Origin of the sequence: Aquimarina sp. MAR_2010_214 (assembly GCF_002846555.1) — a bacterium.
GTDB lineage: Bacteria > Bacteroidota > Bacteroidia > Flavobacteriales > Flavobacteriaceae > Aquimarina.
The window spans coordinates 1,135,257-1,155,988 of record NZ_PJMS01000001.1 but is presented as its reverse complement, the minus strand read 5'-3'; the positions used below and the strand labels follow the sequence as shown (position 1 = coordinate 1,155,988).

At 32.6% G+C, this 20,732-nt stretch carries 17 protein-coding genes; 7 read left to right on the top strand and 10 right to left on the bottom strand.

Going from position 1 to position 20,732, the window contains the following annotated elements:
• Positions 1-83 precede the first annotated feature (83 nt).
• From ATE84_RS05095 to ATE84_RS05080, 4 genes are all read left to right on the top strand, one after another.
• Positions 84-1,082 (top strand): IS1595 family transposase, encoded by a 999-nt coding sequence (locus tag ATE84_RS05095; RefSeq protein ID WP_101444842.1) that lies wholly within the window; start codon positions 84-86, stop codon positions 1,080-1,082.
• Positions 1,083-1,092: 10 nt separating this feature from the next.
• Positions 1,093-1,560 (top strand): T9SS type A sorting domain-containing protein, encoded by a 468-nt coding sequence (locus ATE84_RS05090; RefSeq protein WP_158237178.1) that lies wholly within the window; start codon positions 1,093-1,095, stop codon positions 1,558-1,560.
• Positions 1,561-1,564: 4 nt separating this feature from the next.
• Positions 1,565-2,194: an outer membrane beta-barrel protein gene (locus ATE84_RS05085; protein WP_101446383.1), complete on the top strand. Its 630-nt coding sequence runs from the start codon at positions 1,565-1,567 to the stop codon at positions 2,192-2,194.
• A gap of 73 nt (positions 2,195-2,267) precedes the next feature.
• Positions 2,268-4,169, top strand: coding sequence for a hypothetical protein (locus ATE84_RS05080; RefSeq protein ID WP_101446381.1), 1,902 nt, complete (start codon positions 2,268-2,270; stop codon positions 4,167-4,169).
• Positions 4,170-4,660: 491 nt separating this feature from the next.
• Here the strand turns inward: ATE84_RS05080 and ATE84_RS05075 are convergent, their stop codons facing one another.
• From ATE84_RS05075 to hemB, 9 genes are all read right to left on the bottom strand, one after another.
• On the bottom strand, positions 4,661-5,575 hold the full coding sequence (locus ATE84_RS05075) for a M57 family metalloprotease (protein WP_101446379.1): 915 nt from the start codon (positions 5,573-5,575) through the stop codon (positions 4,661-4,663).
• A 433-nt stretch (positions 5,576-6,008) separates the two neighbouring features.
• Positions 6,009-6,767 (bottom strand): LytTR family DNA-binding domain-containing protein, encoded by a 759-nt coding sequence (locus tag ATE84_RS05070; protein WP_101446377.1) that lies wholly within the window; start codon positions 6,765-6,767, stop codon positions 6,009-6,011.
• Positions 6,760-8,715, bottom strand: coding sequence for a histidine kinase (locus ATE84_RS05065; protein ID WP_101446375.1), 1,956 nt, complete (start codon positions 8,713-8,715; stop codon positions 6,760-6,762). Before ATE84_RS05065 ends, ATE84_RS05070 begins: the two co-directional genes overlap by 8 nt.
• 34 nt (positions 8,716-8,749) lie before the next feature.
• Positions 8,750-9,229 (bottom strand): methylated-DNA--[protein]-cysteine S-methyltransferase, encoded by a 480-nt coding sequence (locus ATE84_RS05060; protein WP_101446374.1) that lies wholly within the window; start codon positions 9,227-9,229, stop codon positions 8,750-8,752.
• A complete protein-coding gene (locus ATE84_RS05055) occupies positions 9,226-10,311 on the bottom strand; it encodes a CNNM domain-containing protein (protein ID WP_101446372.1) in 1,086 nt (361 codons plus the stop codon). The genes ATE84_RS05060 and ATE84_RS05055 overlap by 4 nt, the downstream gene beginning before the upstream one ends.
• A 334-nt stretch (positions 10,312-10,645) precedes the next feature.
• Positions 10,646-11,164 (bottom strand): DinB family protein, encoded by a 519-nt coding sequence (locus ATE84_RS05050; protein WP_233195747.1) that lies wholly within the window; start codon positions 11,162-11,164, stop codon positions 10,646-10,648.
• Positions 11,161-11,562: a c-type cytochrome gene (locus ATE84_RS05045; RefSeq protein WP_101446370.1), complete on the bottom strand. Its 402-nt coding sequence runs from the start codon at positions 11,560-11,562 to the stop codon at positions 11,161-11,163. The genes ATE84_RS05050 and ATE84_RS05045 overlap by 4 nt, the downstream gene beginning before the upstream one ends.
• 62 nt (positions 11,563-11,624) lie before the next feature.
• Positions 11,625-12,011: a permease gene (locus ATE84_RS05040; protein ID WP_101446368.1), complete on the bottom strand. Its 387-nt coding sequence runs from the start codon at positions 12,009-12,011 to the stop codon at positions 11,625-11,627.
• Between the two features lie 96 nt (positions 12,012-12,107).
• Positions 12,108-13,082, bottom strand: coding sequence for a porphobilinogen synthase (hemB, locus tag ATE84_RS05035; protein WP_101446366.1), 975 nt, complete (start codon positions 13,080-13,082; stop codon positions 12,108-12,110).
• Positions 13,083-13,383: 301 nt separating this feature from the next.
• On the opposite strand from hemB, the gene ATE84_RS05030 reads away from it, so the two are divergent.
• From ATE84_RS05030 to ATE84_RS05015, 3 genes are all read left to right on the top strand, one after another.
• Complete coding sequence (locus ATE84_RS05030; protein WP_101446364.1) at positions 13,384-14,268, top strand: ABC transporter ATP-binding protein; 885 nt, start codon at positions 13,384-13,386, stop codon at positions 14,266-14,268.
• Positions 14,265-17,867 carry a M1 family aminopeptidase gene (locus ATE84_RS05025; RefSeq protein WP_101446362.1) on the top strand — a complete coding sequence of 1,201 codons (3,603 nt, stop codon included), beginning with the start codon at positions 14,265-14,267 and terminating at the stop codon, positions 17,865-17,867. The genes ATE84_RS05030 and ATE84_RS05025 overlap by 4 nt, the downstream gene beginning before the upstream one ends.
• A gap of 572 nt (positions 17,868-18,439) precedes the next feature.
• Positions 18,440-19,969, top strand: coding sequence for a carboxypeptidase-like regulatory domain-containing protein (locus ATE84_RS05015; protein ID WP_101446358.1), 1,530 nt, complete (start codon positions 18,440-18,442; stop codon positions 19,967-19,969).
• 100 nt (positions 19,970-20,069) lie between these two features.
• On the opposite strand, the gene ATE84_RS05010 is transcribed toward ATE84_RS05015, so the two are convergent.
• Complete coding sequence (locus tag ATE84_RS05010) at positions 20,070-20,732, bottom strand: ABC transporter ATP-binding protein (RefSeq protein WP_101446356.1); 663 nt, start codon at positions 20,730-20,732, stop codon at positions 20,070-20,072.

Sequence of the window (20,732 nt, the reverse complement as noted above, 5' to 3'; positions counted from 1 at the left end):
GATATTCATGAAATTATTAATAAAAATTTTAGGCTAAGTTCTAATTAGAATATGTTTTATCTTTACTTTATAAAAACGGAGAAATGATACCAGAAGATTTTAGAGATTTTTTCATTAGTTCATCGGCTTTGGTTCAATCAGAAATTGTTTCCACATTATTGGAGATCTCTACTGAGGGTTCAGCCCTGATTGATAGCAATCAGAGTAAAGCCATAAGCTGTCCTCATTGTAAGTGCAATAAAATTAAGGCTAATGGTAAGCTCAAAGGAGTACAGCGCTATGTTTGTAATACTTGTCATAAAAACTTTAGTGAAACTACCGGTAAGTTCTGGTACAACCTCAAGAAGAAAGACAAAGTTAATCGTTATTTATTCTGTTTACTCTCTGGATATAGTATTCGCAAGAGTGCCAAAGAAACAGGGATTTCTATTCAGACTTCTTTTGATTGGAGGCACAAATTACTTGTCTCCTTTGGGAGCGTAAGTGTGGATGAATTCCAAGGAATCCTAGAGAGTGATGATCTTTTCTTTGCTTACTCTGAAAAAGGGAATCGAAATTTGGATCGTCCTGCTAGAAAACGTGGCGCAAAGGCAAGTAAAGCTGGTCTCAGTAATGAAAAAGTAGCTGTGATAGCCAGTTGTGACCGATCAGGGAACAAAGATTTCAAAGTAGCTACCAGAGGTCGCATTAGTAAAAGTGACTTGGAGACTATATTACAAGGGAAGTTGGCTAAAGTAGAAACCCTTTGTAGCGACAGTCACAGAAGCTATACTGCATTTGCAAAAGACAAGAAGGTAGCACACAAAAAATTTAATGCTTCGAAGGGTCAAAGAGCTGTTGACAAAATATATCACGTACAAAATGTGAATAATATGGATATGCGTCTAAGGAAATTTATGGAGCCCTTCAATGGAGTGGCAACAAAATACCTTCAGAATTATCTGAATTGGTTTTTAGTCTTAGAAAAAATAAAAAATTCAACCAGTAAAATGGCAACCGTAGCAGCTATAGCCTTTGCTTCCAATACTGCCTGGATGGAATTTAAAAACATAGTAGTAAATAATATGCTTTTTAGAACTTAGCCAAATTTTATTGTTTGCACTTGCTTTATCTGCAAAAGCACAGCACATCCAGAAATTTACCATTGGCCATAGTGGAGGGAGTACGGTTATAAAACTACAAGACAACGTATATACGATAAGCCAGAGTATTGCGCAAAAAAGTGTTATCGGCACCTTTATAGGCACTAATTATGTCGTGCTTCAGGGGTATCAAAACCCCTTAGTAGTCAAAGGCAACGTGTTGCAAGATTCTCAATCTCTAAAACCTATTCTATATCCTAACCCAACAGCATCTGTATTACATGTTGATTTTGAAAAAACAGTTAAGTCAACAATTGATATTGATATTATAGATCTAAACGGAAAAACCATATTCTCTAAGACCTATGATGCTACTAATAGTATCGATATAGATGTTTCTCTTTTTTCATCGGGAACTTATTTAATTAGAATCTCTACTGCTGGAACTTTTTTAAGATCACAAATCATCAAAAATTAATTTCATGAAACAACTCTACTTACTTTTTTTAATTATTAGTATATCAACTTCTGCACAGACATTGCGTATAGAAACCGGAAAATCCATTTCTTCATTTAGATTTGAAGATTCTCAAGGTCAGAACTTCGAAAATTTTCAACCTATTTCTAAAAGTTTCATTGCAACAGGTATAAATTTTGAAATATTTGAAAGCAAACTCGATTTAACACTGGATGTTATCTATAACAGTCTTGGTTCTAAAGGAAGTCAACCCACTCAAAATAATTATTTTGAATGGGAGGCTGATTATTTGGGTATTGCTTTGGGGGTAGAATACACTCCATTTAGTGTAGGTAATTTTGAGCCTTATCTTAAAGCTGCTTTATCTACCGATTTTTTAATACACGGTAATCAAGTAATTAATAATCAAGTCCTCAATCTTAGACATCTAGGAGAATTTGGTGACGCTACCTTCTTTTACCGTGGAAGTATCGGAATTAAACACCCAATTTCTAAAAATACTACCATTAGTCTAGCCTATCAATATATAAACAGTTTTGCATTGTCTCAAGTATCCCAAGGCGGCGATTCCAAATTATACATTTATGCAAATATGATCGGCATTGGTTTGGCTATAAATCTCGAAAAACAATAAACAACACCTCTATATATCCTGCGAATTTATAACAAAAGAAGTTCATCGGGTAAATAGTATAAAATCTTAGGTTATGAAAAAAATACTACAATTACTTCTACTTATAACTTTTAACAGTCTATTAGCTCAAACTGATGGATTAACATATCAAGCAGTCATTTTAGATAAAAACACTCAACAATTACCTGGACAGGATGTTAATGGAAACGTATTAGTTCATGCAGACATACTTCTACGATTTACAATAATGCGCACAGCCTCGAGTGAGACTGAATTTCAAGAAACACATCAGGTAAAAACTGATGCATTCGGAATGATAAATCTGGTCATTGGGCAAGGACAACCTACTTCTGAAAAAAGTTTTAATGCTATTGTTTGGGATGGAAAAAGAAAAGACTTACTCGTAGAAATTAATCAAAATGGAGATTTTGAAACCTTAAGCAATCAACAACTTTTATTTACTCCCTATGCGTTTCACAGGGATATTATAGCAACAGGTGATATGAAAGTGAGTGGAAAATCTATCTTTTCAGGAAATACAGAGATCGATGGAGATATTATCTTAAAAAAAGGTTTGTATGTTATCGATGGAAACCTATCTCATCTATCTGGAGAACTTATGGTAGACGGCATCACAAATCTAAATAATGACCTGAATGTAAATAATGAAAATTCTACCAACTTATCAGGAACATTACATGTGGATAAGAATACAACATTAAAGGATAGTTTGGATGTAGAAGGAAATACCACTTTGTCTACTTTAATTGTTCGTTCTGATAAAGAAGTAACAGATGGTGATTCTAACGCAGAGCATATTGCTCTTTTTGAAAGTAATGCTGGAGGTAATGCAGATGGTATTGCTATTCGAATTAATAACGAAACATTAAGTTTTAGAAATCGATTTATAACATTTTATGGAAAAGACGATTATGTAGCCGGAAGAATAGAAAGTTATGACTTATTGGGGGGAGATTTATGGGAATCTTTTCCTGTTCCTGATTTCAATACTTTATTCAATGTATTTGATTTTGATAGCGTATTAACAGGAGGAAGACTCCCTTCACTAGCTTTTAATAACGGTTCATTACCTAATGCAAATTTCAGAAGAGGTTCGTTACCAAGTTTAGATATCAATTTTGCAAAATTTGACTTTGATTTTGGTAGAGGTTCTCTCCCTTCTCTTTCTTTTAATCCAGGATCACTACCTACTTCCGATTTTGACATAGGGGAGTTTCCTTCTCTTAATTTTGATGGTTTTTTTGATCCTGAGATAGGACTTGAAGCATCAGATCAAATAGGAGCAATGATCGGTTGGGGTGCTGAACATAATTTGGGGTTTCTTCCATTGTCACCATGGTCAATAGCTATGGCTTCTATAGTAATCCCTCTAAAACAAGTCGCTAGCAATCAAGGTATTATATATGGATCTAAAGGAGCAGATTATGCAGAATGGTTAGAAAAACAAAATCCTACAGATACATTTGTTTTTGGTGAAGTGGTTGGCATTAAAGGAGGTAAGATTTCTAAAAACACTAAGGATGCTGATCATGTATTAACTATTTCTGCAAATCCTATTGTTTTGGGTAATATGCCCGACAAAAACGAACAAAAAAATTATGAAAAGGTAGGTTTCATGGGGCAAGTACCAGCATTGGTAGCTGGTAAAGTTGCTATTGGGGATTTTATTGTTGCCAGTGGTAATAACGATGGATATTCTATTGCTATTGCTGAAAAAGATATAGAGGTTAAGGACCTTAAAAATATTATTGGTCGTGCTTGGTCTGCTTCCAATAACTCATTAGTTAATCGTATTAATGTATCTGTAGGCCTTAAAACAAATGAATGGATTACTATCTTGAAAAAACAAGAGACAGAAATCTTAAAAATGAAAGAAACACTTTCTAAAGTTGAAAAATTATCCGAAAAAATTGAAAAATTAGAAATTGCATTAGAAAGTATAGGGGTTAATTAATATAACCAAGATCATCTATTATCCAATTCATAAATAGAATCATCACTGTTAGAACCTGAATTCGATATACCAAATTCACGTCAGTCAGAGTGATTTTCGATAGAAAATTGTATCGAAGACAAGAAAATTTTCATAAAAATCCTTCTCATCCTGAGCTTCGTCGAAGGGTCGATACAATTTTTCTCCACGTCATCTCGAGTCCTTCGGCTTAGCTCAGAACAGGCTAAAGTCGAGAGGTCATTATGAAAAATCACTCAATTTGACATCTTTTTTAAACTAAAATATTACATCGAACTCAGGTTTAAAAACATGAGAACTATTAAAAACTTTATTCCTCATAAAAGTATGATCTAAGAGAAAGAAAAGAGCACCTGTTTTCAAGGTACTCTTTATCACTGACTAACATAAACTCTAATGATGAGATATCTTATCAAATTATCCATATTACTAGCGGATAATCATATTTTTCACTTTCTTAACCCCGACAATAATCAATTTAACAGTGGACTACGAAGAGGATAACGGCTTTTTATAGCTTTTTTATCAGAGGTAGAAAATTTTCCTTCCGTTTCTCTCCAGCAAGCATTCATAACAGAATCAAATTGTGGTGACATACTAGAAAACATTCTTGAAATATAAATAACAACATCTTCCTTTGATTCTTCTTTTTGAAATTCATGCCTCACACAAGAAGATCTGGTGGCCCAATCTACATGCCTAAACCCAATAACATGACCTAATCCATGCATTATTAAGTGTTTTAGAGAATTATAATTTTTAGCACTAGCTTTATTAGCTCCTACAGAAAGAACAAAATGCTCACCTGGGTGCCCTTCTTTTGTTGGAAATTCTGAGGCTCCTGTAATATCAGTTTCACTAAATAAATCAGGTTGAACATTGACCAAAACATCATAATTTTTTTCGTTATACCTGGAATTATCACTACTAAAAATTGCGTTAAATCTAATGGTAGTTCCTGGTATTTCATTATACTCTTTTATAGCATCTCTCAATGCTTCCTGAGTTTTTTTTGACAGGCCATATGCAGTGTTTTCTGTATTAACATACAGATTAATCACATCATGAATCTTTGTATCTACAATAAACTTCGTTCGATTTGATATATAAACAGACTCGTTTGCATTGGTTTTTATAAGTCTTTCTTTACTTATCATCATATCACCCATTACAATCATCTCGTTTTTAGACCCATCTATCTCAACAATTTCTATCATATTAAAATCTGAGGGATCTAATTTCAGTTCTTTTAGTTTTACTAAAACATCTTTTGGTAAATGAGTGAATTGAACTTCATCAATTGAATCAACTTCGTCTTTGGTACATGAAGATGCTCCTATTAAAGTTGCTATCAAAAACAATATAGCTGTTCTTAAAAAAAAACTCATAATTGAAGTAATTTGAATTAAATACGCACTAAATGTAATACTCCTTTAATATCAATTATTAACTCAATGTTTTAAACAACAATTTGAATGTATTTACTGCTTTTTTGAACTTATAAAGTTCATTTGATGATGTTGTGTAATCTTAACATCTACTATCGTATACTTTTGGAAGGTTTTTTTTGATACAATCTTTCTTCATTTCAGTATGAAAAAAACACTTTAATTGAGACTTTTTATACTCTTCTAAACTTAAGTTAAAATAATACAAAAAAATCATTTGTAATTCGGAAAGAAACTACTAATGTAAGTTTAACGTAACAAGATTTACGTTAATCAGACGTTGTTTTTTTAGAAACAGATTTCACAACTACTATAGCGTATGTTTTACTTTTCAATTAATTGTACGAAAGAACGATCTGAACTATATTACACTTCATAATATGTCCATCTTTTCGTATAAAGTTTTTTTACAATTTCTAGAAACCGGAAGAGATTTTCCATTTTTCATAATTACCGATCCTCCTTGTTCTTTTATCAAAAAATCAATATGATCCATATTAATCAGATAAGATTTATGTATTCTTAAAAAGTTATAGTCTTTAAGTTTAATTTCAAAATGTTTTAAATTTTTGGAAATGATAATCTCTGAATTGTCTTTAAGGATGAAAGTGGTATAATTACCATCGCTAACACAATAAATAATATCTATTGCCTTAACCCTATGAACTCCTTTGGCATCAGTAATTGATATCTTAGGCGTTTCCATCATTTTGGTATATAAATCACTAAAATCTTGTAGCACCTTTTCTTTAGAACCTGAATGATTGTTAAACAGTAATATTTTATTGATTACTTTAATTAACCGTTTTGGATTTACCGGTTTTAATAAATAATCAATAGCATCGTACTGATATCCTTGTATGGCATACTTATCATATGCAGTAACAAACACGATCTTAAAATCAATACTATCCAACTCATTAAGAATATCAAATACAGATATAGCACCCAATTGAATATCCATAAAAACCAAATCAGGTTTGGTTTTGGATAATATAGATAATATAGAAGTACGATCCTTTGCTTCTCCTATAATCTCTACCTGAGGGCAGTACGATTCTAAAAGTAAGCGCATATTCTCTCTATCTTTTATTTCATCATCTACAATTATGCATTTAAGCAGGTTACTCATTCATTTTGGTTTTCATTAATGGAAGTGTAATTATTACTTCTGTCCCTTTAGATACACCTGAAGGTTCAAAAAGATCTCGGATAACAACACTTGCTTTCTGATTTATTATTTCACTTAAAATTCTTAAACGCTCATTGGTATTTCTTGTTGCGATAGATAAATGCATTTTATCATTCCCTTTTTTCTGTAATCGTTCTGCCTCACCTCTTCCTATCCCATTATCAATCACTTTACATAGTAAAGTATCCTCTTCTTTTTCAAAAGACAGCACTAGTATTCCTTTTTTATCCGAATGAGAAAATCCATGAATTAATGCATTTTCTATATAAGGTTGAACTACCATAGAAGGAATGGTAGGGTTCATTCGTATTAATTCATCATCTATTTGATACTTTATTTCAAAATTCTTACCAAATCTTTCCTGTTCTATCGTAATATACGATTTTAAAATTTGTAATTCTTCTTCAAAATTAATAAAAATACTATCCGAACTAGATAGAACATTTCGGATCAGGTTTGACAACTCTGTCATATATTCATTTGCTCTAAGATTATCTTTTTTAAGAATGTAATTTTGTAAAGTACTAAATGAATTAAATAAGAAGTGTGGATTCATCATCGATCTAAGGGATTTCAATCTACTTAAACTTAGCTCTTCATTAATTCGGTGAAATCGTAAGGCATTCTTATGCCCTCGATATAACAGAATAGATATAATTATAATTAGAAAAGGGCCTAAAAAATAAATAACCCATCTAGTTTTGTTTACCTTCTTTTCTATTTTTACATTTTCTTGCTTAAGGTCAGAAATTTTTTCGTCTTTAATATTAAGAATTTTTTTGCTTTCAATCCTTGCAATCTCTCGGGTAATTTTTAAACTATCCATCTTAGAAAATAATGGTATAATTTCTCTTAGAGCCTTAATGCTTGATCGTAAGTCACCTGTTTTTTCGTATGCTTTAGAAAGATCCTCTTTCACAATAATCGAATTAACTATAGTTCGTTTTTTTTCAAAATATGTATTAGCTATCTCAAAATATTCGAGTGATTCTTTATAATTACCTAATTCATAGTTTATTGCCCCAATAGTATGCATTACTCCAGCATACAAATTATCACGATAACTAAACTGCATATTATCAATATCAATATTAGCATTGATAAGTTCTAATGCTTTTTTTGGTTTGCCTTTTAATAGATAAGACCATGCTATATTATTATAAGCAATGTAACAGTTTCTAGAACTTTTATTATTGTTACAATATTTTGCAGAAAGTTTAGAGTAATAAATTATAGAATCAGGCTTTTTATCACTAAATGAAGATGCAATGTTAATGTAGGATGTGCTCCTATAAGAATCTGAATCTTCTTCTGTTAGATAGTTTAATGCTTTTTCAAAGTCTTTTTTAGCATTATCTTGATCTCCAATCTCTCCTAGTAAAAACCCTCTTAACGTTCTTGTTTTCCAACGTAAATAACTGTTCTCTGAATTCTCTGCCCTCAATACAGCTTCACTAAAATATTCGAGAGCCTTAATAAACTCTCCTTTTATTTGATATAGTTCTCCTAATCGAAAAATACTTTTAATTTGACAGTCTTTATCATCTAACTGATCGCAATACTCATTTAAAAAAATAATTACTTCTTTAGATTCTTCATATTTTTCCATTGTTTCAGATAGAAATCGCTCTAATTTAAAACCAGCATCAAGTATTAATTTTTTTTGCTGCTTTTTTTGAGCAAGCTCGAAAATGGATCTATAAGCTTTCTCTGCCTCTTCATAATTTTTAGAGTTACTTAAACTATCTGCTTTTATTAATAAAGAATCTATTGACTTGATATTATAATTGATTACTTGCTTTAATTCTCTATCCAAAGACTCTTGTCCAGACAATTCTACAGAAATTAGAATGAGCATACAGCTCATGATATAGAATGAAGTTTTCATAAAAGGCAAATTATTATTATTTATATTCTAAAGTTTAAAATAGAGACTGTTGCTTTACAGGGCTTTCGTGGTCAAGCAACCATTTTTTTCTCCATAATCCACCAGCATATCCGGTAAGTGATCCATCACTGCCAATAACCCGATGGCAAGGGACTATAATCCATAATGGGTTTTTACCATTGGCACTTGCTGCGGCTCGTATTGTTTTTGGATCTCCCAATCTTTTGGCTATATCAAGGTAGGATACGGTTTTGCCAAAAGGAATTTTGAGCAATTCGGCCCAAACTTTTTTCTGAAAATCAGTACCAGAAGGATTCAAAGTGAGCTCAAAATCTATACGTTGGCCTTCAAAATATTCTTTGAGCTGTGAGACTGCCTTTTGTAAATGTAAAGGAATATCTTTAGAAGGTAGATTGTCTGACTCTTTGGTAACAGAAACACTCGCAATTCCATCTTTATCTCCTGATATCGTTGCAATACCTAATGGGGTTTCTATATAAACCTCATCGATCATTCTTCTTTTTTATCGTCTAAAATCCCAAGTCGTCTTGCACGATTTTCCCAATTTTTACGTGCCAGATCTTGCATATTAGCATCGGTATCACTTTCATCTACAATTTCTAACCCTAATAGTGTTTCAATTACATCTTCCATAGTAACCAGACCACTTACCGACCCATATTCGTCTACTACCAGAGCAATATGTTCTCGTTGCTCTACGAATTTTTCGAATAGGTTTGGTACAGCTAGATTTCGATCTACTACAAACAATTGTCGTTTAAGGTCTGCAAGTATCATATCATGATTGTCTTCTGCCATTCCCTTATAAACCTCATCCTTAAGCACATAACCACTAATATGATCCGGATTATCTTTATATACTGGTATTCTGGAGAATCGTAACATTTTATTAGCCTTAAAAAACTCAGCGATATTTTGATCTTCGGGAGCTATTTTTAACACACTTCTGGGTGTCATAATATCTTTGGCTAAAATTTCTTTAAAGTTTAATAGGTTTTTAATCACTTTGGATTCAGATTCTTCAAAAACACCTTCTTCATGAGCAATATCTGTCATTGCTGTAAAGTCTTCTCTACTTAACACTGACCCATGATGTCCTTTACCACCAATAAGTTTAGTAGTAAGACGTAATACCCATAGAATACCTGTGTACTTTAATGGTGCTATCAAAATCACAAGTGATTTGGATGTGAAATTTGCCAATTGCTTCCAGAATGTTGCTCCAATTGTTTTAGGAATAATCTCTGACAATACTAGAATTAACAGTGTCATGATTGTAGATACAATCCCTACCATATTAACACCAAGGATTTCAAACTTATAAGGTAGTTGCTCTGCTTGCACTCCAACCAGAATAGCCCCCACAGTATGGGCAATTGTGTTTAGAGTTAAGATTGCAATCAGCGGTTGATCTACATCTTTTTTTAAATTTTCTAATGTGTTAGCATATGCTTTGCCCTCTTTTTTCTTGACATTGATAAAAGTTGGGGTTACACTAAGCAAAACCGCTTCTAGTATCGAACATAAAAACGAAAAGAAAATAGAAAGTACGGCGTAAATGATTAATAGAGTCATTGTGGTTTAAGTATGGTACTAAAGTACGGAATTTGAAATGTATTTTTAAATTAAAACTATCCTGTTGTGTTTTTAGAAAATAATAACATAAAAAAATTGTACTTCGACAAGCTCAGCAGAGCTATCGAGAATAGCTTTTTCGATTCAAAATTCTATTCTCGATACACTTCTTCCTTTGGTCGAAATCGAACTGACGAATTTCGAATTAAAAAAGGTCAAATGCACAACGGGTTAAAACTACTACATAAATATTGCTTATACACCAAAATATTAACAGGAATCTAAAAAGACACTTATGCAATATAGATTTTGATGTAGACATAGTGTCAAATGACTACCACCCCACATAACGTGGTGGTTCGATATCATTTAGATTAAGATAAACAATGAGCTGCCCTCGGTGATGAGTAACATGGTCTTGTAATAGGTTAAGAATTTGCAGCTTTGATTTTCGGCCTGCAAAAAAATCAACCTCAAACTTCAGATCATCTTTATCGGTTTCCTGAATGTAAGTATATACTTTATCAAATGCCTTAGTAAGTAAAGTAATGATTTCAGTTTTGGTTTCAGGAAGGTTTTCTTTTAATTTTTCTCGATCAAATTCTTCTGAAGAAAAATACGTAGTCCCTAACCAAAGCATATTGCCACGAATGTGAAATAATTGTTCTTTAAAACTCATTTCCCGTTCGGTAGGTTTAAACTCAAATTTATCTTCTGGCATCTGCTCAGCAATTTTTAAAAGATAGTCCTTAGAGTTTTTCCACTTTTCAAGAAAGGCACTTTTTGGAGTGCCCTGCTGAGCTATAACGGTACCCGAAATCAAAAAAACAAATACTAAAAGTTTATATATCATTTTGTTGTATTAGCATTTACTTCTGTCATATATACTTCTACGGCTTTAAGCTCTTCTTCTGTAAATGTTTTGATAATCGCAAAATTGGTTTTCATTACAGCAAAGGTCTCCGGGTTTACTATAGGGTCTGCTTCTTGCTTTAAAAATGACATCAGATCCTTATTTTGATCCTTGTAAACCTTTACAATCTCGATAACACCTGGGCCAATAGATTTTTTATCAATCTTGTGACAAGTATAGCATTTTCCTTTACCATGAAATACTTTCTTTCCCAGATCATACGGGGAGAGTTTTTGTTCTTTTGTTCCTATTGTAACAGTTGAATTTTCTTTTTTTTCAGATTGACAGCTTACACAAAATAAAGCTATCGCCATACATAATAGGGCTATTTTTTGCATATAAATAATAAATCGTGTTACTTGTCTCTGGTCAGAAAAATTGTCTCTTTTCTGACTAAAGGCTACTTATATTTTTCTTGAATTTTCTCGATATCGCTTTTAAAACGTTCTAATAAATCTCTAGAGAAATTGGTAATCATTTTCTCTTCACTTGTATTCATTCCCTCACTGGCATCTGCAATTTTGGCTAATGCATACATCATAAAATCATATTCTTGATCGGGGCCATTATCAGAAAACACTTCGATAATCTTTTTATATAAGGTTTCGACGTCGTTTTGATTTTCGTTCTCATAATCAAAAGACCATTTGATTTCCTTTGCTTTAGGATGTCCTTTCAAAATATCTTCGAGGGTTTCAACTTCTTTCTTTTGTATCAACCCGTCACTCATTGCAATTACATAAAGTAACTCTCCAAACGTCTGATATATCCTATCTCTGCTTACCATAACTCATGATTTTTTGAATTCGACTGTTCAATTATACCCTTATATAATACTAATAATTTACTTCATCTAAAAGATATTTATTATTGGATTTAAAGATTACCCTAAAAGTTTCACTACATCTTTAGCAAAATAACTAGCAATAATTTGCGCTCCTGCTCTTTTAAATGCCATGATTTGTTCTAGCATTACAGCATCATGATCCAGCCATCCTTTTTCTGCAGCAGCTTTTAGCATAGCATACTCACCACTCACTTGGTATACTGCTACAGGTACATCTACAACATCTCTGATATCTCTTACCAGATCAAGGTAGCATAATCCAGGTTTTACTATCACGATATCTGCACCTTCTTCGATATCCATAAGTGTTTCTTTGATCGCTTCATCACGATTGGCAAAATCCATTTGATACGTCTTTTTATCTCCAAATCCTGGTGCAGAATCCAAGGCATCTCTAAAAGGTCCATAAAAAGCAGAAGCATACTTGGCACTATAACTCATAATACCTGTATTTTTATAGTTTTCTTTTTCAAGAAGTTTCCTCATACTTAAGATTCGCCCATCCATCATATCACTTGGCGCTACAAAATCTGCTCCTGCCTGTGCATGTGATAATGACATTTCTGCCAAAATGTTGCAGGTTTCATCATTAATGATTTGCCCATTTTCTACAATACCATCATGACCATATGAAGAATATGGGTCCAAGGCTACATCGGTCATCACTAACATTTCGGGAACGGCATCTTTAACGGTCTTGATCGCTCGTTGCATTAATCCATCTGGATTTAATGCCTCTGTACCCTTATTATCTTTAAGATGATCAGGTACTTTTACAAAAAGTAGTACCGATTTCAAACCCAAAGACCATAGCTCTTTAACTTCGTTACCCAACAAATCTAAGCTATACCTATAATAATTAGGCATAGAAGAGATTTCTTCTTTTATACCTTTTCCTTCCACGATAAAAAGGGGAACCAAAAAATCATGAGGTGTAATTGTGTTTTCTCTTACCAAAGAACGAATAGCATCATTTGTTCTTAGTCTTCTGTTTCTGCGAATTTGTTGCATTCTTAACTGTAAAATTTAATCCTGTAAAGATACTGATATATCTATTACTTATTGATCATTAATAATTAGGTACTAAAGGTAATTTTACTTAAAAATATATCAAATCATGTAACAAAATCTTAACAAAGATTACTAATATTGAAATGAATTCATCCTAACTTTTGTTCTTTATTTGTAAGCAGAATAATCATAACCTCTTAATAAAGGAGCTGTAAAGTAATTAAGTAGTAAAATGATAAATTTGCAACTAATAGGGGCGGCGTAGAAAGAGTTTAAAAATTTAACTAGCAAATATATAAATATGCTTACCATAAAGAATCTTAATAAAACGTATCCCAACGGAACACAAGCATTAAATGATGTTAACCTTACTTTGGAAAAAGGAATGTTTGGTCTATTAGGACCCAATGGTGCCGGTAAATCAACATTGATGAGAACCATTGCCACACTACAATTAGCAGATTCGGGAACGATTGAATTTGATGGGATTGATGTTTTTAAACAACCGGGAGAACTAAGAAAAGTATTAGGATATCTGCCTCAGGATTTTGGAGTATACCCAAAGGTCTCTGCAGAGATGATGCTTAATCATATTGCAAAAGTAAAAGGGATTACCAACAGCCAGGAACGTAAAGGTTATGTTGCAGATTTACTGAATAAAGTAAATTTATATAAGTTTAGGAATCGCAATCTTGGTGATTTTTCGGGTGGAATGAGACAACGTTTTGGTATTGCTCAAGCACTATTAGGAAATCCTAAACTAATTATTGTTGATGAGCCTACAGCAGGACTGGATCCTCTGGAGCGTAACCGTTTTCATAACCTATTAAGCGAGTTAGGTGAGAATGCGGTTGTTATTTTGAGTACGCATATTGTAGATGATGTGACCAATCTATGCCAAAACATGGCTGTGTTTAATGAAGGTAAAATACTGGTACAGGGCAATCCACAAACATTGTCTAATACTCTAAACAGAAAAGTATACAGAAAACATATTGATAAATCTGAATTAGAAGCTTTTGAAAACGAATTTACGGTACTGTCTAATTACTTAAGAGGAGGAGAATTTTATATAAATGTGTATAGTGATACTAATCCAGGAGAAGGGTTTGAAGCGGTAAATAATGATTTAGAAGATTTCTATTTCTACTGTATTAACAGAAAAGAAGAGGAGGCAGCATTATGATAGAAATATTCTTATTCGAACTAAGATACCGTTTAAAACGGCCTGCCACCTGGATTTATATAGCTCTTGGATTTATGATAGCTGTTTTAATGTCGGTTTTTGAAAAATCGGTAACAGCTCAATTTGTAAACAGTCCTAATACCATAGCAGGGGTTGTTGGGCCCATATCTGTAATCTGCATTTTCTTTTACGCAGCAATCATGGGAGTTCCTATTTTCAGAGATAAGGATCATAAAACAGCACAAACTTATTTTACATTTCCGATTACTCAAAAATCATATGTATTAGGTCGGTTTTTGGGTAGTTATACTATTGTTACCTTACTCAATATCTTTATCATATTAGGAGCGATAATCGGATTTGGTATTGGTATATTTTTAGATCGCCCTGATTATGGTACGTATACTAGCTTTAATCTATCGTCTTATCTGTTACCTTTTATATTTTTATTACAAATCAATGCACTTTTAATAGGATCCTTATTCTTCTGCCTAATGGCCTTTTTTAAGAAAATGCCTATTATCTATCTAGGCGGAATTTGCTTGTTTTTGTTATATAGCATTTCGGGAGATTTTGTATCCAGCCTCGACAACCAATGGTTAACACCTTATCTTGATCCTTTTGGAAATAGAGCCTTTACTTTTGTCAAAAAATACTGGTCGATTAATGAATTGAATACCAATCAACTTCCTATATACGGTGAATTTTTATTGAATAGAATGTTCTGGTTAGCTATAGGATTGATATTCTTTCTTATTACTCTTTTCAGGTTTGATTATAAAAAATTCTTACTTTCTGGTAAAAAAGGAAATAAAATAGAAAACGGTGAGTATACACCTTCACTAAGCACTTCTGTAACACAAAATTTTACCAAAAAAACAGAGTGGAACAACCTTTTATCTCTTAGTAAAATTGAATTCCTATCTATTTTTAAAAGCCCTGTTTTTATTATTTTGTTGATTATAGGAGTTATCTTTTCTGTATTCAGTATTTATAATCTTAATGAAACTTACGGGACTCCAAATTTACCGTTAACCCGATATATTGTAATGTATATCAATGGGGTGATTTCATTCTTTTCGATAATTATATTAGTCATTTATTCGGGAGAGGCTGTTCATAGAACAAGAAAAAATAAAACCTTTGTTTTTTATGATGCCCTACCTATTAGTGATTCCAGCTTATATTTTTCAAAAATAATATCACTTATTGGGATAGCTCTTGTCCTTACAATAGCAAACATTATTATTGGTATTTTATTCCAAACCTTTAATGGATATTTCCAATATGATCTGGGTATGTATTTCATTTATAATTTTGCCCTGGTGCTCCCTGGTTTTTTAACAACTATCTTACTTTCTTTCTTTGTTCATGTACTAGTGAATAATAAGTTCTTGGGGCATTTTATAGTCATTATCATTTATTTTGGATTACCTCTTTTGGTAGCACTTGCTTTTAAAAGTACCAACCCCATGTATATGTTTACTGGCACGACACCAATTTTTTTAAGTGACCTTAATGGTTTTGGTCATTATCTTACAGGAATTACCTGGTTAAACATGTACTGGATTCTATGTACAGCTATCTTAATGATCATAGGAAAAATATTCTGGACTCGTGGATTCTTTGCTACGACCAAAGAGCGATTATCACTCGCAAAACAAAGATTCACTCCCAAAACCATTGGAGTATTTGTCGTTACGGTATTAGCATTTATTTCTGTTGCCGGGTATAATTATTATAACCTTAAGGTTCTTAATACGATGATTGACGGGAACCACTCAGAAAAGATAAATGCAAATGCCGAAAAAAAATATGCGAAGTATATAGGGCAGGCTCACCCACAGGTAACCGATCTAAAAGCCTATATCGATATTTTTCCTGAAGATCGTAATATAAAAGCCAAAGGAGACTTTAAAATCATTAATAATTATGATACCCCTATAGACACCTTATTACTCGAGGTTCAATATTCGGGGGCACATACCAGTCTACAAAAAGTGATTTATAATGGTACTACGCTCTCGCCAGTGGTAACAGATTCTGTATACAGGATGTATTTTTATAAACTCCCTAAGGCAATGCAACCCGATGAGAAAGCTAATCTTACGATTGAAGTATTTTCAGAAACTAAAGGTTTTGCCAATCAAATGGAGACCGAAGTATTATATAATGGATCCTTTCTTAATCATTTTATATTCCCGAGGTTTCATTATGAGCGAAGTCTTATGGACAATGGAGTGCGTGTAAAACATGGACTAGAAAAACTCGATTATCTACTCCCTCGCCGAACAGATAGTCTGGCACTAAAGAAAAATCTGTTTAATGAGGATGCTGATTATATTAATTTTGAAGCTATACTTAGCACATCTACAGATCAGACTGCCCTGGCTCCTGGTAAATTGATAAAACAATGGCAAGAAAACGACAGATCATACTATCACTACACCTTAGAATCAAAAACTGATTTATTTTTTAATGTCGTATCTGCACGATATGATGTAGAAAAATCCAGTTGGACTGCACCTAGTGGAAAAAAAGTGGATATTGAGATCTACCATTCACCAAAACACAAGCGCAATCTAGAGCATTTTATCAAAGGAGTTAAAGTAGCTCTAGATTATTGCTCAACCAATTTCTATGAGTATCCTAACTCGGTAATCAGGATTGTAGAATTTCCTGCCCATTCAAAATTTGCACAGTCTTTTGTAACTACCATCCCCTATTCTGAAGATTTTGGGTTTGCTGCTAATTTTGATAAGGCCGAAGATTTTAACTATGCATTTAGAGTTACTACTCACGAGGTAGCACACCAGTGGTGGGGGCACCTTGTTGCACCAAGTAAAACATCTGGTGCCAATATAATTTCTGAAACGCTAGCAGAATATTCTTCCCTTATGACCATGAAACATGAATATGGTGAAAATGGAATTAAAAACTTCCTTAAATACTCCTTAGATCGGTATTTACAAAGTAGAGCGTTTAGCTTTAAGCCAGAACGTTCTTTAATGAATGTAGAAACAGGACCACATATCTGGTATGAAAAAGGATCAATGGTGATGTATGAGCTTCAGGATCTTCTTGGCGAAGATAAAGTGAATAAAGCTCTTAAAGGTTTTCTTAATGAATATAGAGAGTATAAAAAAGGAGTATATCCTACCTCAGAGGATCTATATGACGCTATTTATAAAATAGCTCCAGATTCCTTAAAATATGCTGTAGAAGATGGATTTACCAAAATCGTACTCTATGAAAATCGCGTTACTAGTGCTAAAACCAAAGCTTTGGATAATGGCCGGTATGAAACCACTTTTACTGTAGCTTCAAAAAAGATGTACTATAGTGATACGGGTAAAGAAGAACGCATTGGTGACACTGCCAATTATATAGAGGTTGGATTATTTGGTGAAGATAGTATTGATGATCAGGAAGTGCCGCTTAAAACCCCATATTACCTCGAACGGAAATGGTTGCAACCCGGTGAAAACACGTTTACTATTGTTACCGATAAAAAACCGATAAAAGCAGGTATTGATCCTTATAATAAATTAATCGATAGAAATTCTGGAGATAACTTAAAGCCGATAGAAGAAGAATAATCTTTATATATCTGCTCATTTAAAATCACGATTGAGAAGCGCTGTCTTGATCGTGATTTTTTTAGATATGATAATTATATGGATTACAAGTTCTCATGATTGAATTCTCTTTTTTGCTTTCCATATATCTTCTTATACCAATTCTGATGTAAAAATAAAAAAATGACACAGTATAAAACCGCATCATTTTTGTGTTTACTTAAAGCCTTCTTCTTTTAAACTTACAATTTTGACACCATAAAATTACGGTAAAACCGTAAATTATACAAATAATATTTAGTATTTTTTAAGAAATATCGTATTCTGAGTCAAAGATTGAATCATAAGATCAATACTATACAAGCATTTTTAGAACAATATAACTAACCAATATTGCTATTAGCGATATATTTCTATACTTAAAAAATCACAATCAAGATACTAGTATCTTGATTGTGATTTTTTTTATTTGTACATTCATTTGTAACAATTAGTTCTTGTTTCAGTCTTCCTTTTGTGATTGTATCGGGCAACTTTATACATTTGTATTGCGTCTTAATATATAGGAACTTTATTGATCTAAATATCAAATTATGAATCATAACCAGGTAATATTAGTTTTATTTTTATGCTTATCCATAAGTACTATGGTAACTGGTCAAACCATTACTTCTAAGGTGGTAGATAAAAAAACTAATAAACCTATCCCTTACGCCACTATACAGTTATCAGAAGAACAAGGGGTTATTACTAACGAAGAAGGAAGGTTTAGCTTAAACCTAAATGGGGATCTTGCCAAAATTGACTCTATCTACATTTCCTCTATGGGATATGAAAAAGTAGGCGTCTCGGTAAAAAATGTAACCGATAGTATTATTTACATCCAGCCCAAAGCTATAGAACTAAAAGGGGTTTTTATTTCAAACAAAAATCTAACCGTAGATGAGATTATTGATAACGTTAAAGAACGAGTAGCCCAAAATTATAATTTTGGGTTATCCAAAAGACGGTTATTTTTTAGAGAATCTGAGTTTAATACTGTAAAAAAATTCGACGTCAAATTTAAAAAATCAACAATCAAAGAGCTCAACAAAAAATTGATTGATAGTGTGACGGGTGTTTTACCTAAAAAAGCAGAATATTATACAGAAATTTTATGTGACCTATATGGTGATTTTGATAAGCGGAAACTTCATATCATTAAAGCAGCAGAACTCTATGACAAAAATAATAGAGTGTCTATGGAGGCTGTAGCTGAACGTATGGAAGCTATATTTAAGAAAAATGTAAAACCCAATTCTTACTTAAAAATAAAATCCGGCCTGTTTGGTACCAAGGTACAGGTAGATTCTCTAATAGAAAGTAGAGAAGAAGCATCAATTGTAAAGGATGAAATTGATAATCAAAAGAAAAAAGACGACAAGAGTGAATTTTTAAAACACCGAAAATCCGGATTAGAAAGTTTAATGTCTAGTCTTTTCTTTAACAAAGATGTGATGTCTAATTTTTTGAATAAATCTGGAAGGTATAATTTCGAACTTATCGATTATACATATATCGATGATAATAGTGTGTATATTATTAATTTTTCTCCTAAATGGAGAGGGGATTTTAAAGGTACATTATATGTTAATACTGAAGATTTTGCGATTATTAGAGCAGACTATGAGAATGTAAAAAACCTTAAAAGCTTTAAACTTCTGGGTGTTATGTTTCGAGATAACCTGTATCGCAACAAAGTGATTTTTTCTAAAGGACAAAACAATACATATGATCTTAAATATCTCGAAATGCGTAGAGGAAATCTCTTTGGTTTTGATCGCTCTCTAAAAGTAATTGAGAAAAATAAGTTTGTTAAAGGAAGACGTAAGCAAAATGAATTATCGTTAGCCCTGGATGTTATTATGACCAATACAAGTAAGTTTGAGATTGTTGTTTTTGATTCGAAACAACTGTCTGAAGCTGATTACAAGGCTAGCACCGAAAACAAGGGTATTAAACCACAATACTTATCCAGATACAATCCAGAATTCTGGAAAGGATACAACATCATAGAACCAAATTCTGCTATAAAACAATTTACAGTTGCTCCTGATACCGATACAGAGGCAGGGCAAAAATAATAAGATTACATGTTATTCTAGTCTTTCGGGACTTGACTTGTTATAAACTCCAGACCTCACAGGTCTTAGAGACCTGTGAGGTCTGATCAAAACAAAATACTTACTCGATCTTACCGTCTAATAAGTTGATCACTCGAGAGCCATATGACATATTCTTTTTAGAATGGGTTACTTGTATAATAGTTACTCCTTCTTTATTTAATTGTGTGAAAATTTCCATGATTTCTTCTCCTTGTTTAGAATTAAGATTCCCGGTAGGTTCATCTGCAAGGATCAGTTTGGGACTGGCAATAAGTGCTCTGGCAACACCCACCAATTGTTGTTGTCCTCCACTTAACTGAGAAGGAAAAAGATCTTTTTTACCCACAATATTAAAACGATCCAGCATATCGGCTACCAAAGATTTACGTTCTGATGAATTATGCTTTTTATACAATAATGGCATCTCCAGGTTTTCTTTCACCGTTAATTCATCGATCAAATGATATGCCTGAAATACAAATCCTATATATTGTTTATACAAATTCGCGCGGTGTTTTTCTCTTAGTGAATGTACTTTTTCTTCCAGGAACGCATATTCTCCTTCATTAAAATCATCCAACATCCCAATGATATTAAGTAAAGTAGATTTCCCTGAACCAGAGGGTCCCATTATTGATATAAAATCTCCTTCATTTACCCAAAAATTAATGTCTTTTAGTAAAAATACCTTCTGCCCTCCTGAGTTTACCCATTTGGATATATTTTTTAGTTGTAATAACAT